Source organism: Photobacterium kishitanii (genome assembly GCF_003026355.1).
Lineage (GTDB): Bacteria > Pseudomonadota > Gammaproteobacteria > Enterobacterales > Vibrionaceae > Photobacterium > Photobacterium kishitanii.
Map to the genome: position 1 here is coordinate 1 of NZ_PYON01000006.1, position 18,359 is coordinate 18,359.

Sequence of the window (18,359 nt, forward strand, 5' to 3'; positions counted from 1 at the left end):
TGTTACAACAACAGACATTGAGGTCTATTGCTTTTAAATGATGGTGCGCGCGGGAGGATTCGAACCTCCGACCGCCTGGTTCGTAGCCAGGTACTCTATCCAGCTGAGCTACGCGCGCACTAAATTTTGTTGTAACAATAGACATTGAGGTCTATTGCTTTTAAATGATGGTGCGCGCGGGAGGATTCGAACCTCCGACCGCCTGGTTCGTAGCCAGGTACTCTATCCAGCTGAGCTACGCGCGCACTAAATTTTGTTGCAACAACAGACATTGAGGTCTATTGCTTTTAAATGATGGTGCGCGCGGGAGGATTCGAACCTCCGACCGCCTGGTTCGTAGCCAAGTACTCTATCCAGCTGAGCTACGCGCGCACTAAATTTTGTTGCAACAACAGACATTGAGGCCTATTGCTTTTAAATGATGGTGCGCGCGGGAGGATTCGAACCTCCGACCGCCTGGTTCGTAGCCAGGTACTCTATCCAGCTGAGCTACGCGCGCACTGTGTTTCTTTTAAGACAATATCTTGCTAGAAACAATTCCTTTTAGCTATAAAAAGGAATAGTGCAATCGTCAAACCTTACCTTGCGGTAATTTTTAACAACTTGCAAAAGAATGGCGGTGAAGGAGGGATTCGAACCCTCGATACGGGATAAACCGTATACTCCCTTAGCAGGGGAGCGCCTTCAGCCTCTCGGCCACCTCACCACACAAATTGGTATAAGTAACAAGTTAATTATTACAATTAACTCATCGCTTAAATAATGGTGCGCGCGGGAGGATTCGAACCTCCGACCGCCTGGTTCGTAGCCAGGTACTCTATCCAGCTGAGCTACGCGCGCACTGGGTGTTTCTTGCTAAAGAAAACACCATATTGATATCAACATCGTTGCCATCAATAAAGAATGGCGGTGAAGGAGGGATTCGAACCCTCGATACGGGATAAACCGTATACTCCCTTAGCAGGGGAGCGCCTTCAGCCTCTCGGCCACCTCACCACACAATTCGGTGCAAGTAATAAGTTATACTAGCGGCTAAAGCTAACATGACTCATTGCTTAAATAATGGTGCGCGCGGGAGGATTCGAACCTCCGACCGCCTGGTTCGTAGCCAGGTACTCTATCCAGCTGAGCTACGCGCGCACTGTGCTTTACTACCGTAATATTATCCCAAATTAAGATAATTAAATCAATAAGAAAGCGTTCACAATATCCATTAAAAAATAATGGCGGTGAAGGAGGGATTCGAACCCTCGATACGGGATAAACCGTATACTCCCTTAGCAGGGGAGCGCCTTCAGCCTCTCGGCCACCTCACCACGTTGTGGAGGCACATATTACTGTTAGCCCAAAATAAGTCAAACACTTTATTGATAAAAACCAACACTCGCCGCACGAATGCACACTTAGTAAGCAATGCGATAATTAATACAACGCCAGTGATGAAATATTCATTTTCCAAGACAGATCATCGTCTCTGAAGCTTACAAAAAATATGAGCTTTGATCTGCATTTAATCGCAACGACCAAGGTATTGCTTTTCTACAGACACAAAAAAGGCCAGGATAATTATCCTAGCCCTCTTCGAATTAGTAGTTACCAGTACTCGGAGTACCAGCTTCTTTTTCTGCTTGAATTCGCATATAAATTTCTTCACGGTGAACAGATACTTCTTTAGGTGCATTAACACCAATACGTACCTGATTTCCCTTAACCCCAAGAACAGTAACAGTTACTTCGTCACCGATCATTAGAGTTTCACCTACACGACGTGTTAAAATTAGCATTCGAGTGCTCCTTGAGTAATCTCAGTCTTATAAGAATTTAACGTTTTTTATCCAATAAAATTCACAATTTCGTAAATAGCCGTGGCTCAAGAAACAGCAAGATGCGATAGATTACCTAAATACTGGCTATCGACCACAAATTTTTCATGGATTAAATCAACAGCTGCGAGATGATCATCTTCATTAATCAATAAAGACAAACATTTCTTATCGCCCTGATATGTATGCACTGTAATGCCAGCCTCTTGCAGTACCATTTGAATAGATTTCAAATGTTGCTGAATATCCTTTCCTATCAAAGAAAGTATAGAGACCATACCAATATGGCGCATTTTACTATCAAACACTAGCCTTAAACGCGCTAAATCATCATTAGAAATAACGATTTGTGATGTGTCATCACTAGAATTAGTTGATAAATTCCAAGCTGTCAAACCATATAGGTCCAACTGCTCATTAAGAACAGTTGCTGGTAGTGTAATATTAACTAAAATTTGCTGCCTTTGGAGCGCAACGCCAATGATGCTCTGATTACTCATTACATCGAAATTCACTAACGTTCCCTGCCCTTCTTCAAACGAAGAAAGAACACGTAATGGAACGCGATGTTGGCACGCATACTCTACAGACTGTAATTGTAGCACTTTTGCCCCTAGGCGCGCCATGCAAGTCATGTAATCAAAATGAATAACATCCAAACGGGCTGCAGTTGGTACAATTCTTGGATCGGTAGAATACACTCCATCAACATCAGTAAAGATCTGACACTCATCGGCTTTAAGTGCACTAGCAATAGCAACCGCAGTAGTATCTGACCCACCACGTCCTAAGGTTGTGACATTGCCATCAATGTCACGTCCTTGGAAACCGGCCACGACAACAATGTTGCCTTGGCCAAGTAATGTGGTTATATGCTGGGTTTCAACTTCATCGATAGTGGCATTATTAAAGTTGCTATCAGTGTGGATAACAACTTGATCTGCCGTCAATGAAATTGCGCTATAGCCCCGTTTATTCAACGCCATAGCCAACAAGGCAATTGACACCTGTTCACCCGCTGCAAGTAAAACATCAAGCTCACGTGGGGTAGGTACAGCATCAATCTGCTTAGCTAAGCCTAACAAACGATTAGTCTCACCGGCCATTGCAGACAAGACAACAACAACTTGGTGGCCACACTGGCAGGCTTTTATTACTCGCTCAGCAACAGCTTCTATTCGCTCAATACTACCGACCGATGTACCACCAAATTTCTGCACTAATAGTGCCACATTACCTCTCCAGTAATTACAGTTTGTCAGCAAGCCATGGTGCAACAGTGTCTAATGCTGCAGGCAATGCTGCTGCGTCAGTACCACCAGCTTGCGCCATATCTGGACGACCACCGCCCTTACCGCCAACTTGCAGTGCAACTAAATTAACTAGCTCACCTGCTTTTACTTTGCCAATTAAATCTTTGGTTACGCCAGCAATTAGGCCCACTTTGCCATCGCTAACATTACCTAATAGCACCACACCGCTACCTAATTGATTTTTCAATTCATCAACCATGCCACGAAGTGCTTTGTTATCAGCACCATCAAGCTTAGCGATTAATACGTTAACGCCATTGATTTGTTGTGCTTTATTGATCAAGCTCGCACCTTCTTGTGCGGCAAGCTTATCTTTTAATTGCTGAATTTCTTTTTCTAGTTGTTTGCTGTGTGATACTAGTGCATCAACCTTGCTAACCACAGAAGCCACATCAGATTTCACTAAACGCGCTGTTTTCGCTAGCATCATATCTTCAGTGTGCATCGCAGCAATTGCGCCAGCGCCTGTCACAGCTTCAATACGACGAATACCAGCAGCAATACCACTTTCAGATAAAATCTTAAATAGACCGATATCACCAGTACGTGTTGCGTGCACACCACCACAAAGTTCAGTTGAGAAATCACCCATGCTTAATACGCGCACTTGGTCATCATACTTCTCACCAAATAATGCCATCGCACCTTTTGCTTTCGCAGCTTCGATATCCATGATGTTAGTATCAATACTATGGTTAGCACGAATTTGCTCGTTCACCATATTCTCAACAGCACGTAATTGCTCAGGTTTAACGGCTTCTAAGTTTGAGAAGTCAAAACGAAGGCTATCCGCTTTTACTAATGAACCTTTCTGAGAAACGTGATCACCTAAAATAGTACGCAGTGCTGCATGCATTAAGTGTGTCGCTGAGTGGTTAAGGCTAATCGCTTGACGACGCTCAGAATCAACAGCTGCTGTTAATTGCTGACCCACTGTTAGTGAACCTTCAACTAATTGGCCTTTATGACCGGTTGCTGCGCCAAACTTTTGCGTATCAGCAACGTTAAACACGACACCTTCAGCTGTTAATAAACCGCTATCGCCACACTGACCACCTGATTCTGCGTAGAATGGTGTATTTGATAATACAACTAATGCGTTTTCGCCAGCATTGATACTATCAACAGCGTTACCATCGCGGTATAACGCCACGATTACACCTTCGCCATCAGTCGAGCTGTAACCACAGAATTCTGTTTCAGCATCAACTTTAATGGCGTCATTGTAATCAACACCAAAGTTGCCCGCATCACGTGCACGTTGACGTTGCGCTGCCATCGCTGTTTCAAAACCTTCTTCATCGATTGAGAAACCACGCTCACGCGCAACGTCGTTAGTTAAGTCAGCAGGGAAACCGTAAGTATCATAAAGTTTAAATACCGTTTCACCGTCAAGCACATTGCCGTCGATATTATCTAACGCTTCATTAAGAATTGTCAGACCACGTTCAAGGGTGCGACTAAAGTTATCTTCTTCAATCTTTAATACTTTCTCTACAAGTTCTTGTTGCGCTTTAAGCTCAACACCTGCAGTGCCCATGATCTCAGCTAATGGACCTACAAGTTTGTAGAAGAACACGCCTTGTGCACCTAACTTGTTTCCGTGGCGTACTGCACGACGAATAATACGACGTAATACATAACCACGGCCTTCGTTTGATGGCATCACACCATCAGCAATAAGGAAAGCACAAGAACGGATATGGTCAGCCACAACGCGTAGTGATTGATTAGACAAATCGTCATAACCAATAACAGCAGCAGCTTCTTTAATTAACGTTTGGAAAATATCGATTTCATAGTTTGAGTGTACACCTTGCATGATTGCAGCAATACGCTCAATACCCATACCTGTATCTACAGATGGCTTAGGTAGCGGTTCCATTGTGCCGTCAGCTTGACGGTTGAACTGCATAAATACGTTATTCCAGATCTCAATGAAACGGTCACCATCTTCTTCTGGCGTACCAGGACGGCCACCCCAGATGTGATCGCCGTGATCATAGAAAATTTCAGTACATGGGCCACAAGGGCCGGTGTCACCCATCTGCCAGAAGTTATCTGAAGCAAACGGCGCGCCTTTGTTATCACCAATACGTACGATACGATCAGCTGGAATACCAATTTCTTTATTCCAGATTTCAAACGCTTCGTCATCACTTTCATAGATAGTAACCACTAAACGATCTTCAGGAAGCTTAAGTTCTTTGGTTAGAAACTCCCACGCATAACCAATCGCATCATGCTTAAAGTAATCGCCAAAGCTGAAGTTACCCAGCATTTCAAAGAAAGTATGGTGACGGGCTGTAAAACCTACATTTTCAAGGTCGTTATGTTTACCACCCGCACGAACACAACGCTGAGCGCTTGTCGCACGTGTATAGTTACGCTTTTCAAGACCTAGGAATGTATCTTTAAACTGGTTCATACCTGCGTTAGTGAATAACAACGTTGGGTCATTCGCAGGTACAAGAGATGAGCTTTCCACGATCTGGTGGCCTTTGCTCTCGAAAAACGCAAGATACGCGCGGCGAATCTCATCAGTGCTCATGTACATTGGCAAATCCTGAATTAATGCTTGAAATAGAAAGACAGAAAATCACCTCGAAGTGATTTTCTTCGGTAACCGTTGACGCCTTAAACCACAAGGCTTTGTGAACAATTACCATCTAGTAATAAAGCTAAGATAAATTTTTTGGGGGCTATTGTAAAACAACGGTAGCTATTACGGGAAATGATATGTGGAAAAATGTATCAAATAATCATCCTTTATATAGCCAATGAAAGCTCAGCCCCCTTGTAAACTATTCATATAACATATGAACTATCGTCAATGATGGCGATTAATTAAATTTTAGTTGCCACCAATGCGCACAACATTGATGGCTTTGTTAAACAAATGCACCAATATTATTTATTAATTTCTTTATCTGATAGCCCTTGTACGGAATGTAATAGCGACGCCACTATAGAATCACTATCGATACTCTCACCGTTTAATACTCGCGCTAGAATATCACTCGCAAATTGCTGCGGTGAAATAACAATGTCAGGATTAACACTTTTTACTTTATTGATATTTTTGCTTTCATTCACCAGTGCCACGGTACGGGCAGAACTGGCTAATTCAATTGCTGATAACACAATAAATGCATTGTCGGCATCATCATCACTAAGAGCCAAGACAGCTTTGGCATTCATTACCCCAGCTTGAGTTAATATGGAGCCATCACTGTAGTCACCAACAACAACATCTAGTCCTTCTAATTGGTCTTTAGCCACTTGCTGTATTCGCGGTGAAACAATAACCGTAATCGGCTGCTTGCGCTCCGTTAGTTGCTTGATGGTATTAACGGCTAGGCTTGATAAGCCACAAATTATAAAGTGATTAGTACGATCCATTTTTTTGCTATTACCTTTAACAAGTCGTTCAAAACCACTATGAACAACAGGGCCTAACACTGACGTTGCCGAAGTGGCAAAGACTGTAATGCCTGACACAATAACCGAAATAGTAAACAATCGAGCGGGTTCAGACACTGGAACAATATCACCATATCCAACGGTAGACATGGTTTCTATCGCATAATAAAACGCTGTCAATAAACTAGTAATTTTAGGATTAAATCCATCACCAAAATATAATGCGCCATAAGTTGATGTTAATAATAAAGTAATAACACTAATTAACGCAAAGATACTACCGGCGGCAACACTGCTTTTCGAAAAGTATTTACGCACCATAAATAACAACACTAATGATGCGATACCATAGTGAATATTATGGGTTTGCTGAGGGTGAATATGGGCGGTATAAAATATATTGATCAGCATTAACGTAAAACTGATCATCCATGAAATTCTGGCTCTAAAAAAAAGCCCAACCGAACTCATAACAATAAACACCCCTAACATAAAATAAGGTGCATTGGTTAAAAAGCTGGTATTAATTTGCTCGTAGTCTCGAACATTAAACAACGTAAACAGATCAATCGGCAAGCCATAAATCGTATGAAAAATAAGTCCGCTGTTACCTAAAACAAACAAAGCCACAAAGATATGGCGCAGAGTATAAAGCCACTTGGTAAACCGTCGAATGGTGTTCGCCATCCAATGTATAAACGAATAATGTTCTTTCATTACAGTAGATTAACCTAGATATGTGCTTATTCCATGACGATAAAACTAAGCCCTTAACTCTGATTGACTGACTAAAGGAAAGCGACCGATAGCACGGGGAGTTAGAATAATTCTATCAAGTACCTAGGCATTTTACTAAGAAAGACACTTCATCGCATTGTTAATATTCACATACAAAACAATATACCCGTGGTATTAGGAAATAATGATAAGAGGAAGAAAAAGATTTACCCCCCAAGCACAACTAATACCCGTTATAATGCCAGCAAAAATTTCTAACCGTGTATGCCCGATCTGTTCTCGTAACTGAGGGGAAGCTGTTCCTCGATTCAATTGGTTAATCATCACCGCATGTTGAGCTATTTTCTGCCGCAGACCGTTTGCATCAAGCATAACAATAAATGCTACCCCCACGGCCACCCCAAAGGCTGGAGTATCAATGCCATCTTTTAATGCAATAAGAGCAGCCACACTACAAACAATACTGGTATGATTACTCGGTAACCCGCCATAACCAATTAATTTAAAGGCTAATTGCCTAGATTTTATTGAGTTAATTAAAAACTTACTACAGCCAGCAACTAGCCATGTGAAAAATGGCGTAATCAAATAACTAAAATCCATTAATCCCTCTTTAAATCCATATTATATAAATACAAGATGCAACCCATAACAGAATAGATAATTGTAATTGATAGTCCTCAAATAAAACATCTGCTGGCGATTCCCCTCTTCCATTACCTTCGACGACAAACCAATATCGATATAATCCAAAAATAACAAAAGGAATAGTGATAACCATCTCAGTATTTACTGATATAACAAACAAACTATAAAATAGTAATGCACAAATAGATGACATCTCAGCATATCGGTTCATCAACGGTACGGTATAAAAGCGTAAAACATTACGGCTCATAGCATTACTTTTAAGGATCTCTTGACGGCGCTTAATCGAGGCAAGAAATAAAGCTAATGAGAAGGTTGTTATAAACATCCATGCCGATAATGGAACCTGAATTGCAACAGCTCCTGCATACACACGTAAGACAAAGCCAATAGCAATCGTAAAAATATCAAGAACGGGTTGATGTTTAAGATATAGACTATAAGCTATATTTAATAAAACATAGCTAACAACGACACTAAAAACATTTTTATTAAACATCCCTAAGACAATAATAACACTATATAATATACAGATTAAAATAATCGCAGCTTGTTTTGAAATATCACCAGATGCTAAAGGTCTTTTGGATTTAATTGGATGCTGACGATCGCTTTCAATATCCATATAATCATTAAAAACATAAGTAACAGATGACGCTATACAAAATAATACCATTGCCAAAAATGCATCAACTATTGCAACTTTACTATCTAATAATCCAGAAAAAATAACAGGCGCGAGAACAAAAAGATTCTTAACCCAATGCTTAGGCCTCATTAACTTTATAAATTTTAAAAATGAGAATTGTCTAAAAAGTAAAATTATCTTATTGATCAAATTCATTTAAAAACCCAATAACACGATATATTAATCAAACAACATTAATGGGGATGTTATTAAAACAATGAGACTAATTCTCACTTAAACATAGCAACAACCATTTATATGAAATAAATAAAACTATAAAAATCAAGTGTAGCCTACAAGATATAATTTAATGTCTCACTTATATGAACATTAAAGCTTTTATATATAAATAATAAAATATCAATCTTAATACAATTATTATTTAATCAATAACTATATTCAATAAACGATAGTTTAAATCAGTACCTTTATTAAATATTTTTAATCACATTGGTTTTAGGTGAGACTATTTTATAGATGGAAAACACTCGTCATGAACATAACCAGTTGGGGTAAATATCCTCATATTGATGCCACGATTAATTACCTACAATTTAAATCTCAAACAATCACGCTTCAACCTCATACTATTGCTCGAGGTTTAGGCCGTAGCTATGGCGATAGTGCATTATCTGCTCATATAATAGACTGCCATAAATTAGACTATTTTCAGTCTTTTGACTCCGATACAGGAATATTAACCTGTAATGCAGGTGTCTCACTTGAAGCGATTTTGCAATACTTTGTCCCCAAAGGCTGGTTTCTACCTGTCACACCTGGCACTAAATTTGTAACGGTCGGTGGAGCAATTGCAAGTGATGTGCATGGCAAAAATCACCATCTTTCAGGTTGTTTTAGCGACCATGTACAATCTTTCGAACTATTAACGGTCAACTCAGGTATTTTAAAATGCTCTCGTAGCAACTATTCCAACTTGTTTTACGCAACCTGTGGCGGAATGGGGCTAACAGGCATTATTTTATCGGTTTCTTTTCGCTTACTCCCAATAAAAAGTGCCTATATCAAACAGAAAACCATAAAATCCAATAACCTCAAACAACTTTTAAGCTTATTTGAAACGAATAAACATTATACCTATTCTGTGGCATGGATTGATTGTTCTGCAACAGGCGAAAGTTTAGGCCGCTCTTTATTAATCCTAGGGGAGCATGCAGACACTGGACCATTAACTCCCCATCAAAAAAGTAAATTAACCATCCCCATTAATTTCCCCTCTCGGTTGCTAAATCCACATACCATTAAAATATTTAACGCACTCTATTTTCGCCGAGTGCGTCATCAAGAAACCACCGCAACAGTACACTACGACTCTTTTTTTTATCCATTAGACAGTATTCGTAATTGGAACAACATCTATGGAAAAAATGGATTTACGCAATATCAATTTGTGATCCCAAAGTCGGCAGGTCTTAACGGGTTAACCGAAATATTAACGACAGTGTCCAACTCAAAACAAAACTCATTACTGGCGGTACTAAAACTATTTGGTAAAAAAAATGCCAACTATCTCTCTTTTCCAATAGAAGGCTACACGTTAGCGTTAGATTTTAAGCTAACCCCCAAAGTATTAGCACTGCTCGATGAATTAGATGCAATCGTAACCAAACTTAACGGAAGGTTATATTTATCAAAAGATGTCCGCATGTCAGAAAAGATGTTTAAAGCCGGTTACCCCCAATGGACGTCTTTTCAAGCAATACGCCAACATTACCAAGCAGACAAGGTATTCCAATCTCTACAATCTCTGCGTATAGGGTTATAAGCCGTGAAAAACATTGTTATTTTTGGTGCTACTTCAACAATTGCCCAACACGTTGCACGGCTGCATGCCAATGACGGTGATAACTTATATTTGCTTGCTCGTGATCAACAAAAACTATCGATTATTACTCAAGACTTACAGATCCGTGGTGCTCAATCTGTGTCAACCGCTCTATTTGATGCTGAAGAGCTAACCTCTCACCATCAACTTATCAATGACATCTTTAAATATTTTAACCATATTGATTGTATCTTTATTGCTCATGGCCGTTTATCAAATCAAACCGAATGCCAATCTTCAGCCTCACACACATTACAACAGCTCACAATCAACGCAAGTAGCATAATCTCCATCTTAACCCCCATCGCTAATAAGATGGAAAAACAACAAGACGGTAATATCACCGTGATCAGCAGCGTGGCTGGAGATAGAGGACGCCAATCTAACTATGTTTATGGAGCAGCTAAAAGTCTAGTCTCCACGTTCCTACAAGGTCTAGCACAACGATTATCCAAATCAAATGTTCATGTGCTAGATATTAAGCCCGGTTTTGTCGAGACTCAAATGACAGCCGAATTGACCAAAAACATCTTATGGTCATCGCCTGAATATGTTGCCAAAATCATAAAAAAACGCATTGAATCAAAATCCTTATTTTCTTACGTACCTTGGTTCTGGTTTATCATCATGGCTATTATTAAGTTCATTCCAGCGAAGCTCTTTAATCGGAGTCAGTTATGAGCAAACTACAAACTGGGCTGGCTTTATATTTTTCAGGGCTTTTTTTTATAATCAGTTTGCTGTTTATTCATCCCGCTGAAGATGCTGTAATTCTCTATGAATATTCAAACACCTTAGCAAATACTGGTGTCATCTCATACGGTAATATAGGCACTCCAATTGAAGGAGCAACTGATTTTCTATGGATGGTCGCAATAAGCTTATTCCATTTTGTTGGTATAAATGAGTATACAGCATCATTAATGATTACCTCATTATCACTATATTTACTTATAAAATTACTCTGTAAACATAATCATTTATTTTTCATTCTCATCGCAATGACTATTACGTCATTTATTTATTCTGCAGCATTTGGGTTTAGTAGTATTGTTTTTTCAACTATATATCTATATTGCTTACAGTTTTATTTACAAAAAAAACATAAAAACATGCACTTATGTATACTGCTGCTATGCTTATTTAGGCCTGACGGTGTGGTGTGGGGAGCATCTTTAGTATTACTTTATCAATTTGAAAATGGATTTTCTTTGAGTAAAGAACGTCTATTCGTCAGTTTGAAATATTTAATTATACCCGGTGGGATTTATTTTTTATGGCGAATGTATTATTTCAACGAGCTATTACCATTACCTTTTTATATTAAACAACACGGAACAAAAGAACTCCTACTATTTTCATATTCGTCATTAAAAGATGTAGCAATAGTGGCTATCCCGATGCTTATTGTTATAAGCATGTCGAAAAATAAAAGAACAATCATTCTTATAACAATTATACCTATTTTATTTTATTCATCGATGACATTATCTCAAAATATAGGCAATCGTTTTATCGCCCCATTATTCTTTGGCGTTTTATATTTATTACATCAAGAGAAAAATATAAAGAAGTATATATATGTACTTTTTGTTTCTATCCTATCCGCTGCTATAACTCATAGAGTAATCAATCAAATTATCTATTCAAAAAATGAAAATATCTTCGCTTTATCCAAAAACCTAAATGGTATAAATGGCCGCATGCTAGTAACTGAATCAGGGCGTTTAGCCTATTATAGTGACTGGACCGTTCATGATAGCTGGGGATTAAATACCCCTCAGTTTTCAAAAAAGCTCATCCAGCCTATAGATATAAAAAATGGAAATTATGACCTCATTGTGTCTCATTGTTATATGGATAAAATAAAAAATAGCATTCAGAATGAAAGATCATGGAATAATCAATGCACAAACATATTAATAGCGATAAAAGAAATGAATTATAAAATGTATCTAGTTCCTTTCTATACCGAAAGTGGTAGTTTACTCTATAAGTTCAAACAGCTAATTTCCCCACCTAAAACCAATTGTAATAGATATGATATATATTCGATCAACCCACGTTCAGAAAAATATCAAGCAATAAAAACAGTGCTATTACAACATCAAGCAATCAGTTATAACGATACTTTAAGCTTTAAAGGTGGAGATACACTTTGCTTCTAAAACTGAATATATCTTATCTAATGGTAGCCATTGATATACAAAAAAACCCAGCGCAAAGGCTGGGTTGATATTTATTATTTATATAAACGGCAATAAATAATGCGTTAATTAAAAAGCATCACCGTCTTCAACATCTGCTTTTACTGCATCTTTTTCATCAGTTTCAGCTACAGCAGGTGATAGCAGTAAATCACGTAATTTCTTTTCGATCTCAGTTGCAATCTCAGGATTTTCAACTAGGTATTTACAAGAGTTTGCTTTACCTTGACCAATTTTATTACCTTGGTAACTATACCAAGCACCTGCTTTTTCAACTAATTTATGCTTCACGCCAAGATCAATTAATTCACCATTACGGTTAAAACCTTGGCCATACAAAATTTGAGTTTCTGCTTGTTTAAACGGTGCCGCAATTTTATTTTTAACGACTTTAATTCGGGTTTCGTTACCAACAACTTCATCGCCTTCTTTGATAGCACCAGTACGACGAATATCAAGACGAACAGAAGCATAAAACTTTAATGCATTACCACCAGTCGTGGTTTCTGGGTTACCAAACATCACACCAATCTTCATACGAATTTGGTTGATGAAGATACACATACAGTTAGACTGCTTAAGGTTACCGGTTAATTTACGCATTGCTTGCGACAGCATACGAGCTTGAAGACCCATATGGGAATCACCCATTTCGCCTTCAATTTCAGCTTTAGGTGTTAGGGCAGCAACTGAATCGACAACGATTAAGTCGACTGCACCTGAACGAGCCAATGCATCAACAATTTCTAAAGCTTGCTCACCAGTATCTGGTTGAGAAACAAGAAGTTGATTAATATCAACACCCAGTTTTTCTGCATAAATTGGATCGAGTGCGTGTTCTGCATCAATAAATGCACACGTCTTACCTACTTTTTGAGCCGCGGCAATAGTTTCCAGTGTTAGGGTTGTTTTACCTGATGATTCTGGACCATAGATTTCTACGATACGTCCCATTGGTAAACCACCAGCACCTAATGCTATATCAAGTGATAATGAGCCGGTTGAAATGGTTTCGATATCCATAGTACGGTTATCGCCCAATTTCATGATTGAACCTTTACCGAACTGCTTCTCAATCTGGCCTAACGCTGCGGCAAGAGCCTTTTGCTTATTATCGTCCATTCGACTCTCCAACGGATGCTAAAATAAAGTTACTGAACTGGGTATGAGACTTAGTATACTGTCTATTCATACAGTGTCTAGTTCTGGTTTAATTTTTTTTGTTAAATACATTTTTTTAAGGATTAGATCACTCTTCTATCACACTCTTTACGCGTTCAATCAACCCAGACAGCGCTTCAGCTATTGCTTGTTGTCTTACTTGTTGGCGTGAACCACTAAATAAACAACTACGGGTTTGTTGCCAACCTGTCGCATCAGCCCAAGCAAACCATACTGTCCCGACAGGTTTTTCGTCACTGCCACCATCAGGGCCAGCAATACCACTGATCGCGACACTAATATCTGCTCGAGAAGCCGCTAAAGCACCACAGGCCATTTCAAATACCACCGCCTCACTTACCGCACCGAATTCAACCAAAGCTTGATCGGTCACACTGAGCATCTGTTTCTTTGCTTCATTGCTATAAGTAATAAAAGCACGATTAAACCATACTGAACTTCCAGGAATATCAGTAATAGCAAACGAAACACCACCACCAGTACAAGATTCTGCGGTGGTTACTACCCACTGTTTAGCCTTTAATGCTTGACCGAGTTCATCAGCCAACTGTTCGATATCTACCATAAGTGCCTCCAAGCCTGTTATTACTTTCTGTATTTAATATATTGAAACGCTGGCATTAACTTTACGCCTGTTAATCACCATTGCAAAGATGATAAAAAAAGTCCAATGGCTACTTTGCCCGATCCGCTGATTCACGTATCCTTAGTGCTCATTATTTTTGGTCGAGCTACCTTAAGTGGCCGACGTCGAACCAGCAAGAGTAGGCAATATCGTGACGATAAAAGGCTTAGAAAAACATACTCCTATGATGCAGCAGTTCCTTCGGATCAAAGCTGAAAACCCTGATATTCTATTGTTCTACCGCATGGGCGACTTCTATGAGATGTTTTTTGATGATGCCAAGCGAGCTTCACAACTACTTGATATCTCTCTGACAAAACGTGGCGCGACCAATGGTGAACCCATTCCAATGGCTGGTGTGCCTTACCATGCAGTAGAGGGCTATCTAGCTAAATTAGTTCAACAAGGGGTATCCGTTGCAATCTGTGAACAGATCGGCGATCCCGCTACCAGCAAAGGCCCTGTTGAACGTAAAGTTGTGCGTATCGTAACTCCAGGTACAGTCAGTGATGAAGCCTTGCTTAATGAACGTCGTGATAACTTAATTGCAGCTATTTATACCGCAAATAATAAATTTGGCTACGCAACACTTGATATTACCTCGGGTCGTTTCATGTTAACCGAGCCTAATACCGAAGAAGAAATGCAGGCCGAACTACAACGTACTAGCCCTGCCGAATTGCTTTACCCTGAAGATTTCACCTATTTACATTTAGTTGAACCGTTTAAGGGTAAACGTCGTCGTCCGATTTGGGAATTTGAACTAGAAACCGCACGCCAACAACTAACGCTACAATTTGGTACGCGTGATTTAGTCGGCTTTGGGGTTGAAAAAGCGAACCTTGGCTTATGTGCTGCAGGTTGTTTGATGCAATATGTCAAAGATACTCAGCGCACAGCACTCCCTCATATTCGCGCGATCACGCTTGATACTCAAGATCACGCCGTTATTTTAGATGCCGCGACACGCCGTAATTTAGAGTTAACCCAAAATCTAGCCGGTGGTTTTGATAACACTCTTGCTGCTGTATTAGATCATACCGCGACCCCAATGGGCAGCCGCTTACTTAAACGCTGGTTACACCAACCCATTCGCGATCAGCATCAATTAAATGGTCGTTTAGATGCAATTGAAGCTTTTAAAGATAGCGGAATGTTTGTTGATGCTGCCGGTGTGCTGCGTCATATGGGGGATTTAGAGCGTATTCTAGCGCGATTAGCTTTACGTTCTGCTCGACCACGTGATTTAGCCCGTATGCGTACCGCAATGCAATATTTGCCTGAACTGGCACAATTATTAGCAGAGATTCCACAGGCTCGTATTGGCGAGTTAGCCCAACATTCAGCGCCAATGGATGATCTGTGCCAATTGCTTGAGCACGCGATTATTGAAAACCCACCAGTGATTATTCGCGATGGTGGCGTATTAGCACCAGGCTATAATGCAGAATTGGATGAATGGCGTGATTTAGCCGATGGCGCTAAACAATATTTAACCGACCTTGAAACCCGTGAGCGTGAACGTCACGACATTGATAGTCTGAAAGTTGGCTTTAATCAGGTTCATGGTTTCTTTATTCAAGTCAGTCGAGGCCAGAGTCACTTAGTTCCGGATCACTATATTCGTCGCCAAACATTAAAAAATGCTGAGCGCTATATTATTCCTGAATTAAAAGAACACGAAGATAAAGTGCTAAATTCAAAATCAAAAGCCTTAGCACTTGAGAAAAAACTGTGGGAGGAACTGTTTGATCAACTGTTACCTCACTTAGAACGATTACAGTTAGCGGCAAGTGCATTATCAGAATTAGATGTATTAGCTAACTTAGCCGAACGAGCTGACAGCTTAAACTACTGTCGCCCACAATTGACCACCACCACGGGCATTAATATTACCGCAGGTCGTCATCCAGTGGTTGAACAAGTGTTGAGCGAACCATTTATCGCCAACCCAATTGCATTACATCAAGATCGTCGTATGTTGATTATTACGGGTCCGAATATGGGCGGTAAATCGACCTATATGCGTCAAACGGCTTTAATCGCATTACTAGCACATGTGGGCTCATTTGTGCCGGCAGAAGCCGTTACTATTGGTCCTCTAGATCGTATTTTTACCCGTATTGGAGCATCCGATGATCTCGCCTCTGGCCGCTCAACCTTTATGGTAGAAATGACGGAAACAGCCAATATTCTCCACAATGCGACTAAACACAGTTTAGTGTTAATGGATGAAATTGGTCGTGGCACCAGTACCTATGATGGTTTATCTCTGGCCTGGGCAAGTGCGGAATGGCTAGCAGATAAAATTGCCGCAATGACACTGTTTGCAACCCATTATTTTGAATTAACCGAGTTGCCATCATTACTCTCTGGTTTAGCAAATGTTCATCTTGATGCGGTTGAACACGGCGACAATATTGCCTTTATGCATAGCGTTCAAGAAGGGGCTGCGAGTAAATCGTATGGTTTAGCCGTTGCTAGCCTTGCTGGTGTGCCTAAGGCTGTTATTAAACGCGCTAAAATAAAGCTAAAGCAATTAGAAGCACTTGGTCATCAAAAAGCCCAACAACCTACTGTTGCAGGGCAACCGCCACGTGAAGAACATCAGCTGAGCTTGATTCCAGAGCCAAGTGAAGTCGAAGAAGCACTGGCAAATGTTAACCCTGATGAGTTAACCCCTCGCCAAGCATTAGATGAGTTATATCGTCTTAAAGCGTTATTGCAGTAATAGTTAGCAACGCATACTTCATTTGAAGCACATAAAAAAAGGACGCCTTAGCGTCCTTTTTTATTCAATGCGATTGATATTTGCTTGCGTAAAAGTAAGTTCAAAAAAAGACCGCGAGCATTGATATTCAAGCTTACATTTCTTGATTAAACAACGATTCAATACTTAACCCTTGATGAGTCAACATATCGCGTAAACGGCGTAGACCTTCAACTTGAATTTGACGTACCCGCTCACGAGTTAAACCAATTTCACGTCCAACATCTTCTAATGTCGATGCCTCATAACCTAATAAGCCAAATCGACGTGCCAGCACTTCTCGCTGCTTAGGATTAAGATCTTGAAGCCAATCAACAATCGAGTTCTTAATATCATCATCTTGAGTCGATGTTTCCGGGCTACCGCCTTTTTCATCAGGAATAATGTCTAACAATGCCTTGTCAGAATCACCACCGATAGGGTTATCGACCGAACTTACGCGCTCATTAAGGCGCAGCATGCGATTGACATCATCAACCGATTTTTCAAGTTGCAGCGCAATATCTTCAGCGGTTGGCTCATGATCGAGTTTTTGGGCTAATTCACGTGCGGTACGTAAATAAACATTAAGCTCTTTAACAACATGGATCGGTAACCGAATCGTTCGAGTCTGATTCATGATCGCTCGCTCAATGGTTTGACGAATCCACCATGTCGCATAAGTCGAAAAACGAAAGCCACGTTCAGGATCAAATTTTTCAACCGCACGAATAAGCCCTAAATTGCCTTCTTCAACCAGATCAAGTAAAGCTAAACCACGATTACTATAACGACGTGATATTTTGACCACTAAACGGAGATTACTTTCTATCATCCGTTTACGTGAGACCTCATCGCCACGTAACGCGCGCCGTGCATACAACACTTCTTCTTCAGCGGTGAGCAACGGAGAATATCCAATTTCACCAAGGTAAAGTTGAGTTGCATCAAGTGCTTTAGCACTGGTCTCATATTTGGAGATATCAGCACCTTCTGTCGATGCTGACGTATCAGAATTATTATCAGTTGGCACCACTAAACTATTAAGCTCAATGCTGTCATCTAATGTCAATGATTCAAGTTTTTTGGCTGTGCTGCTTCTACTCATAGCGCCTCCCAG

13 protein-coding genes and 9 tRNA genes are annotated in these 18,359 nt (G+C 40.1%); 4 read left to right on the forward strand and 18 right to left on the reverse strand.

Translation table 11 applies throughout. The annotated features are described in order from the left end of the window. Positions 1-41: 41 nt before the first annotated feature. The 15 genes from C0W29_RS08380 to C0W29_RS08450 all read right to left on the reverse strand — a co-directional run bounded on the left by C0W29_RS08380 (position 42) and on the right by C0W29_RS08450 (position 8,789). Positions 42-118, reverse strand: a tRNA-Arg gene (locus tag C0W29_RS08380). A gap of 50 nt (positions 119-168) precedes the next feature. Continuing rightward, positions 169-245, reverse strand: a tRNA-Arg gene (locus C0W29_RS08385). Positions 246-295: 50 nt separating this feature from the next. Continuing rightward, positions 296-372, reverse strand: a tRNA-Arg gene (locus C0W29_RS08390). A 50-nt stretch (positions 373-422) separates the two neighbouring features. Further along, a tRNA-Arg gene (locus C0W29_RS08395) sits at positions 423-499 on the reverse strand. Positions 500-614: 115 nt separating this feature from the next. Next, positions 615-706, reverse strand: a tRNA-Ser gene (locus tag C0W29_RS08400). Between the two features lie 57 nt (positions 707-763). Further along, a tRNA-Arg gene (locus C0W29_RS08405) sits at positions 764-840 on the reverse strand. A 64-nt stretch (positions 841-904) separates the two neighbouring features. After that, positions 905-996 (reverse strand) — tRNA-Ser (locus C0W29_RS08410). A gap of 67 nt (positions 997-1,063) precedes the next feature. Beyond that, positions 1,064-1,140 (reverse strand) — tRNA-Arg (locus tag C0W29_RS08415). 84 nt (positions 1,141-1,224) lie between these two features. After that, positions 1,225-1,316 (reverse strand) — tRNA-Ser (locus C0W29_RS08420). Between the two features lie 270 nt (positions 1,317-1,586). Continuing rightward, the gene (gene csrA, locus C0W29_RS08425) at positions 1,587-1,784 is read right to left on the reverse strand and encodes a carbon storage regulator CsrA (RefSeq protein ID WP_036793345.1); all 198 of its coding nucleotides are present in this window, start codon (positions 1,782-1,784) and stop codon (positions 1,587-1,589) included. An 86-nt stretch (positions 1,785-1,870) separates the two neighbouring features. After that, on the reverse strand, positions 1,871-3,055 hold the full coding sequence (locus C0W29_RS08430; protein WP_107174216.1) for an aspartate kinase: 1,185 nt from the start codon (positions 3,053-3,055) through the stop codon (positions 1,871-1,873). A 16-nt stretch (positions 3,056-3,071) separates the two neighbouring features. Next, positions 3,072-5,693 (reverse strand): alanine--tRNA ligase, encoded by a 2,622-nt coding sequence (alaS, locus tag C0W29_RS08435; protein ID WP_045045441.1) that lies wholly within the window; start codon positions 5,691-5,693, stop codon positions 3,072-3,074. 353 nt (positions 5,694-6,046) lie between these two features. Continuing rightward, positions 6,047-7,276 carry a voltage-gated potassium channel protein gene (gene kch, locus C0W29_RS08440; RefSeq protein ID WP_036793342.1) on the reverse strand — a complete coding sequence of 410 codons (1,230 nt, stop codon included), beginning with the start codon at positions 7,274-7,276 and terminating at the stop codon, positions 6,047-6,049. Between the two features lie 195 nt (positions 7,277-7,471). Continuing rightward, positions 7,472-7,900, reverse strand: a complete 429-nt coding sequence (locus tag C0W29_RS08445; protein ID WP_045045440.1) for a divergent PAP2 family protein — start codon at positions 7,898-7,900, stop codon at positions 7,472-7,474. A 10-nt stretch (positions 7,901-7,910) separates the two neighbouring features. Continuing rightward, entirely contained in the window at positions 7,911-8,789 is an 879-nt protein-coding gene (locus C0W29_RS08450) for a decaprenyl-phosphate phosphoribosyltransferase (RefSeq protein ID WP_045043462.1), read from the reverse strand. Between the two features lie 337 nt (positions 8,790-9,126). Between C0W29_RS08450 and C0W29_RS08455 the strand changes: the two genes are divergently transcribed. Genes C0W29_RS08455 through C0W29_RS08465 form a run of 3 tightly spaced genes read left to right on the forward strand, consistent with a single transcriptional unit; the run spans position 9,127 to position 12,644 of the window. Then, positions 9,127-10,416 carry an FAD-binding oxidoreductase gene (locus tag C0W29_RS08455; protein ID WP_045043461.1) on the forward strand — a complete coding sequence of 430 codons (1,290 nt, stop codon included), beginning with the start codon at positions 9,127-9,129 and terminating at the stop codon, positions 10,414-10,416. Positions 10,417-10,419: 3 nt separating this feature from the next. After that, positions 10,420-11,157, forward strand: coding sequence for an SDR family oxidoreductase (locus C0W29_RS08460; RefSeq protein WP_045045439.1), 738 nt, complete (start codon positions 10,420-10,422; stop codon positions 11,155-11,157). Beyond that, positions 11,154-12,644 carry a hypothetical protein gene (locus C0W29_RS08465; RefSeq protein WP_107174217.1) on the forward strand — a complete coding sequence of 497 codons (1,491 nt, stop codon included), beginning with the start codon at positions 11,154-11,156 and terminating at the stop codon, positions 12,642-12,644. The genes C0W29_RS08460 and C0W29_RS08465 overlap by 4 nt, the downstream gene beginning before the upstream one ends. Before the next feature lie 108 nt (positions 12,645-12,752). Here the strand turns inward: C0W29_RS08465 and recA are convergent, their stop codons facing one another. Both recA and pncC read right to left on the reverse strand, forming a co-directional pair. After that, complete coding sequence (gene recA / locus C0W29_RS08470; RefSeq protein WP_045045436.1) at positions 12,753-13,805, reverse strand: recombinase RecA; 1,053 nt, start codon at positions 13,803-13,805, stop codon at positions 12,753-12,755. 127 nt (positions 13,806-13,932) lie between these two features. Beyond that, complete coding sequence (gene pncC, locus C0W29_RS08475) at positions 13,933-14,430, reverse strand: nicotinamide-nucleotide amidase (RefSeq protein ID WP_036793336.1); 498 nt, start codon at positions 14,428-14,430, stop codon at positions 13,933-13,935. Positions 14,431-14,641: 211 nt separating this feature from the next. Between pncC and mutS the strand changes: the two genes are divergently transcribed. After that, a complete protein-coding gene (gene mutS, locus C0W29_RS08480; protein WP_045043448.1) occupies positions 14,642-17,221 on the forward strand; it encodes a DNA mismatch repair protein MutS in 2,580 nt (859 codons plus the stop codon). A gap of 133 nt (positions 17,222-17,354) precedes the next feature. On the opposite strand, the gene rpoS is transcribed toward mutS, so the two are convergent. Next, the gene (rpoS, locus tag C0W29_RS08485; RefSeq protein ID WP_036793334.1) at positions 17,355-18,347 is read right to left on the reverse strand and encodes an RNA polymerase sigma factor RpoS; all 993 of its coding nucleotides are present in this window, start codon (positions 18,345-18,347) and stop codon (positions 17,355-17,357) included. Positions 18,348-18,359: the final 12 nt, after the last annotated feature.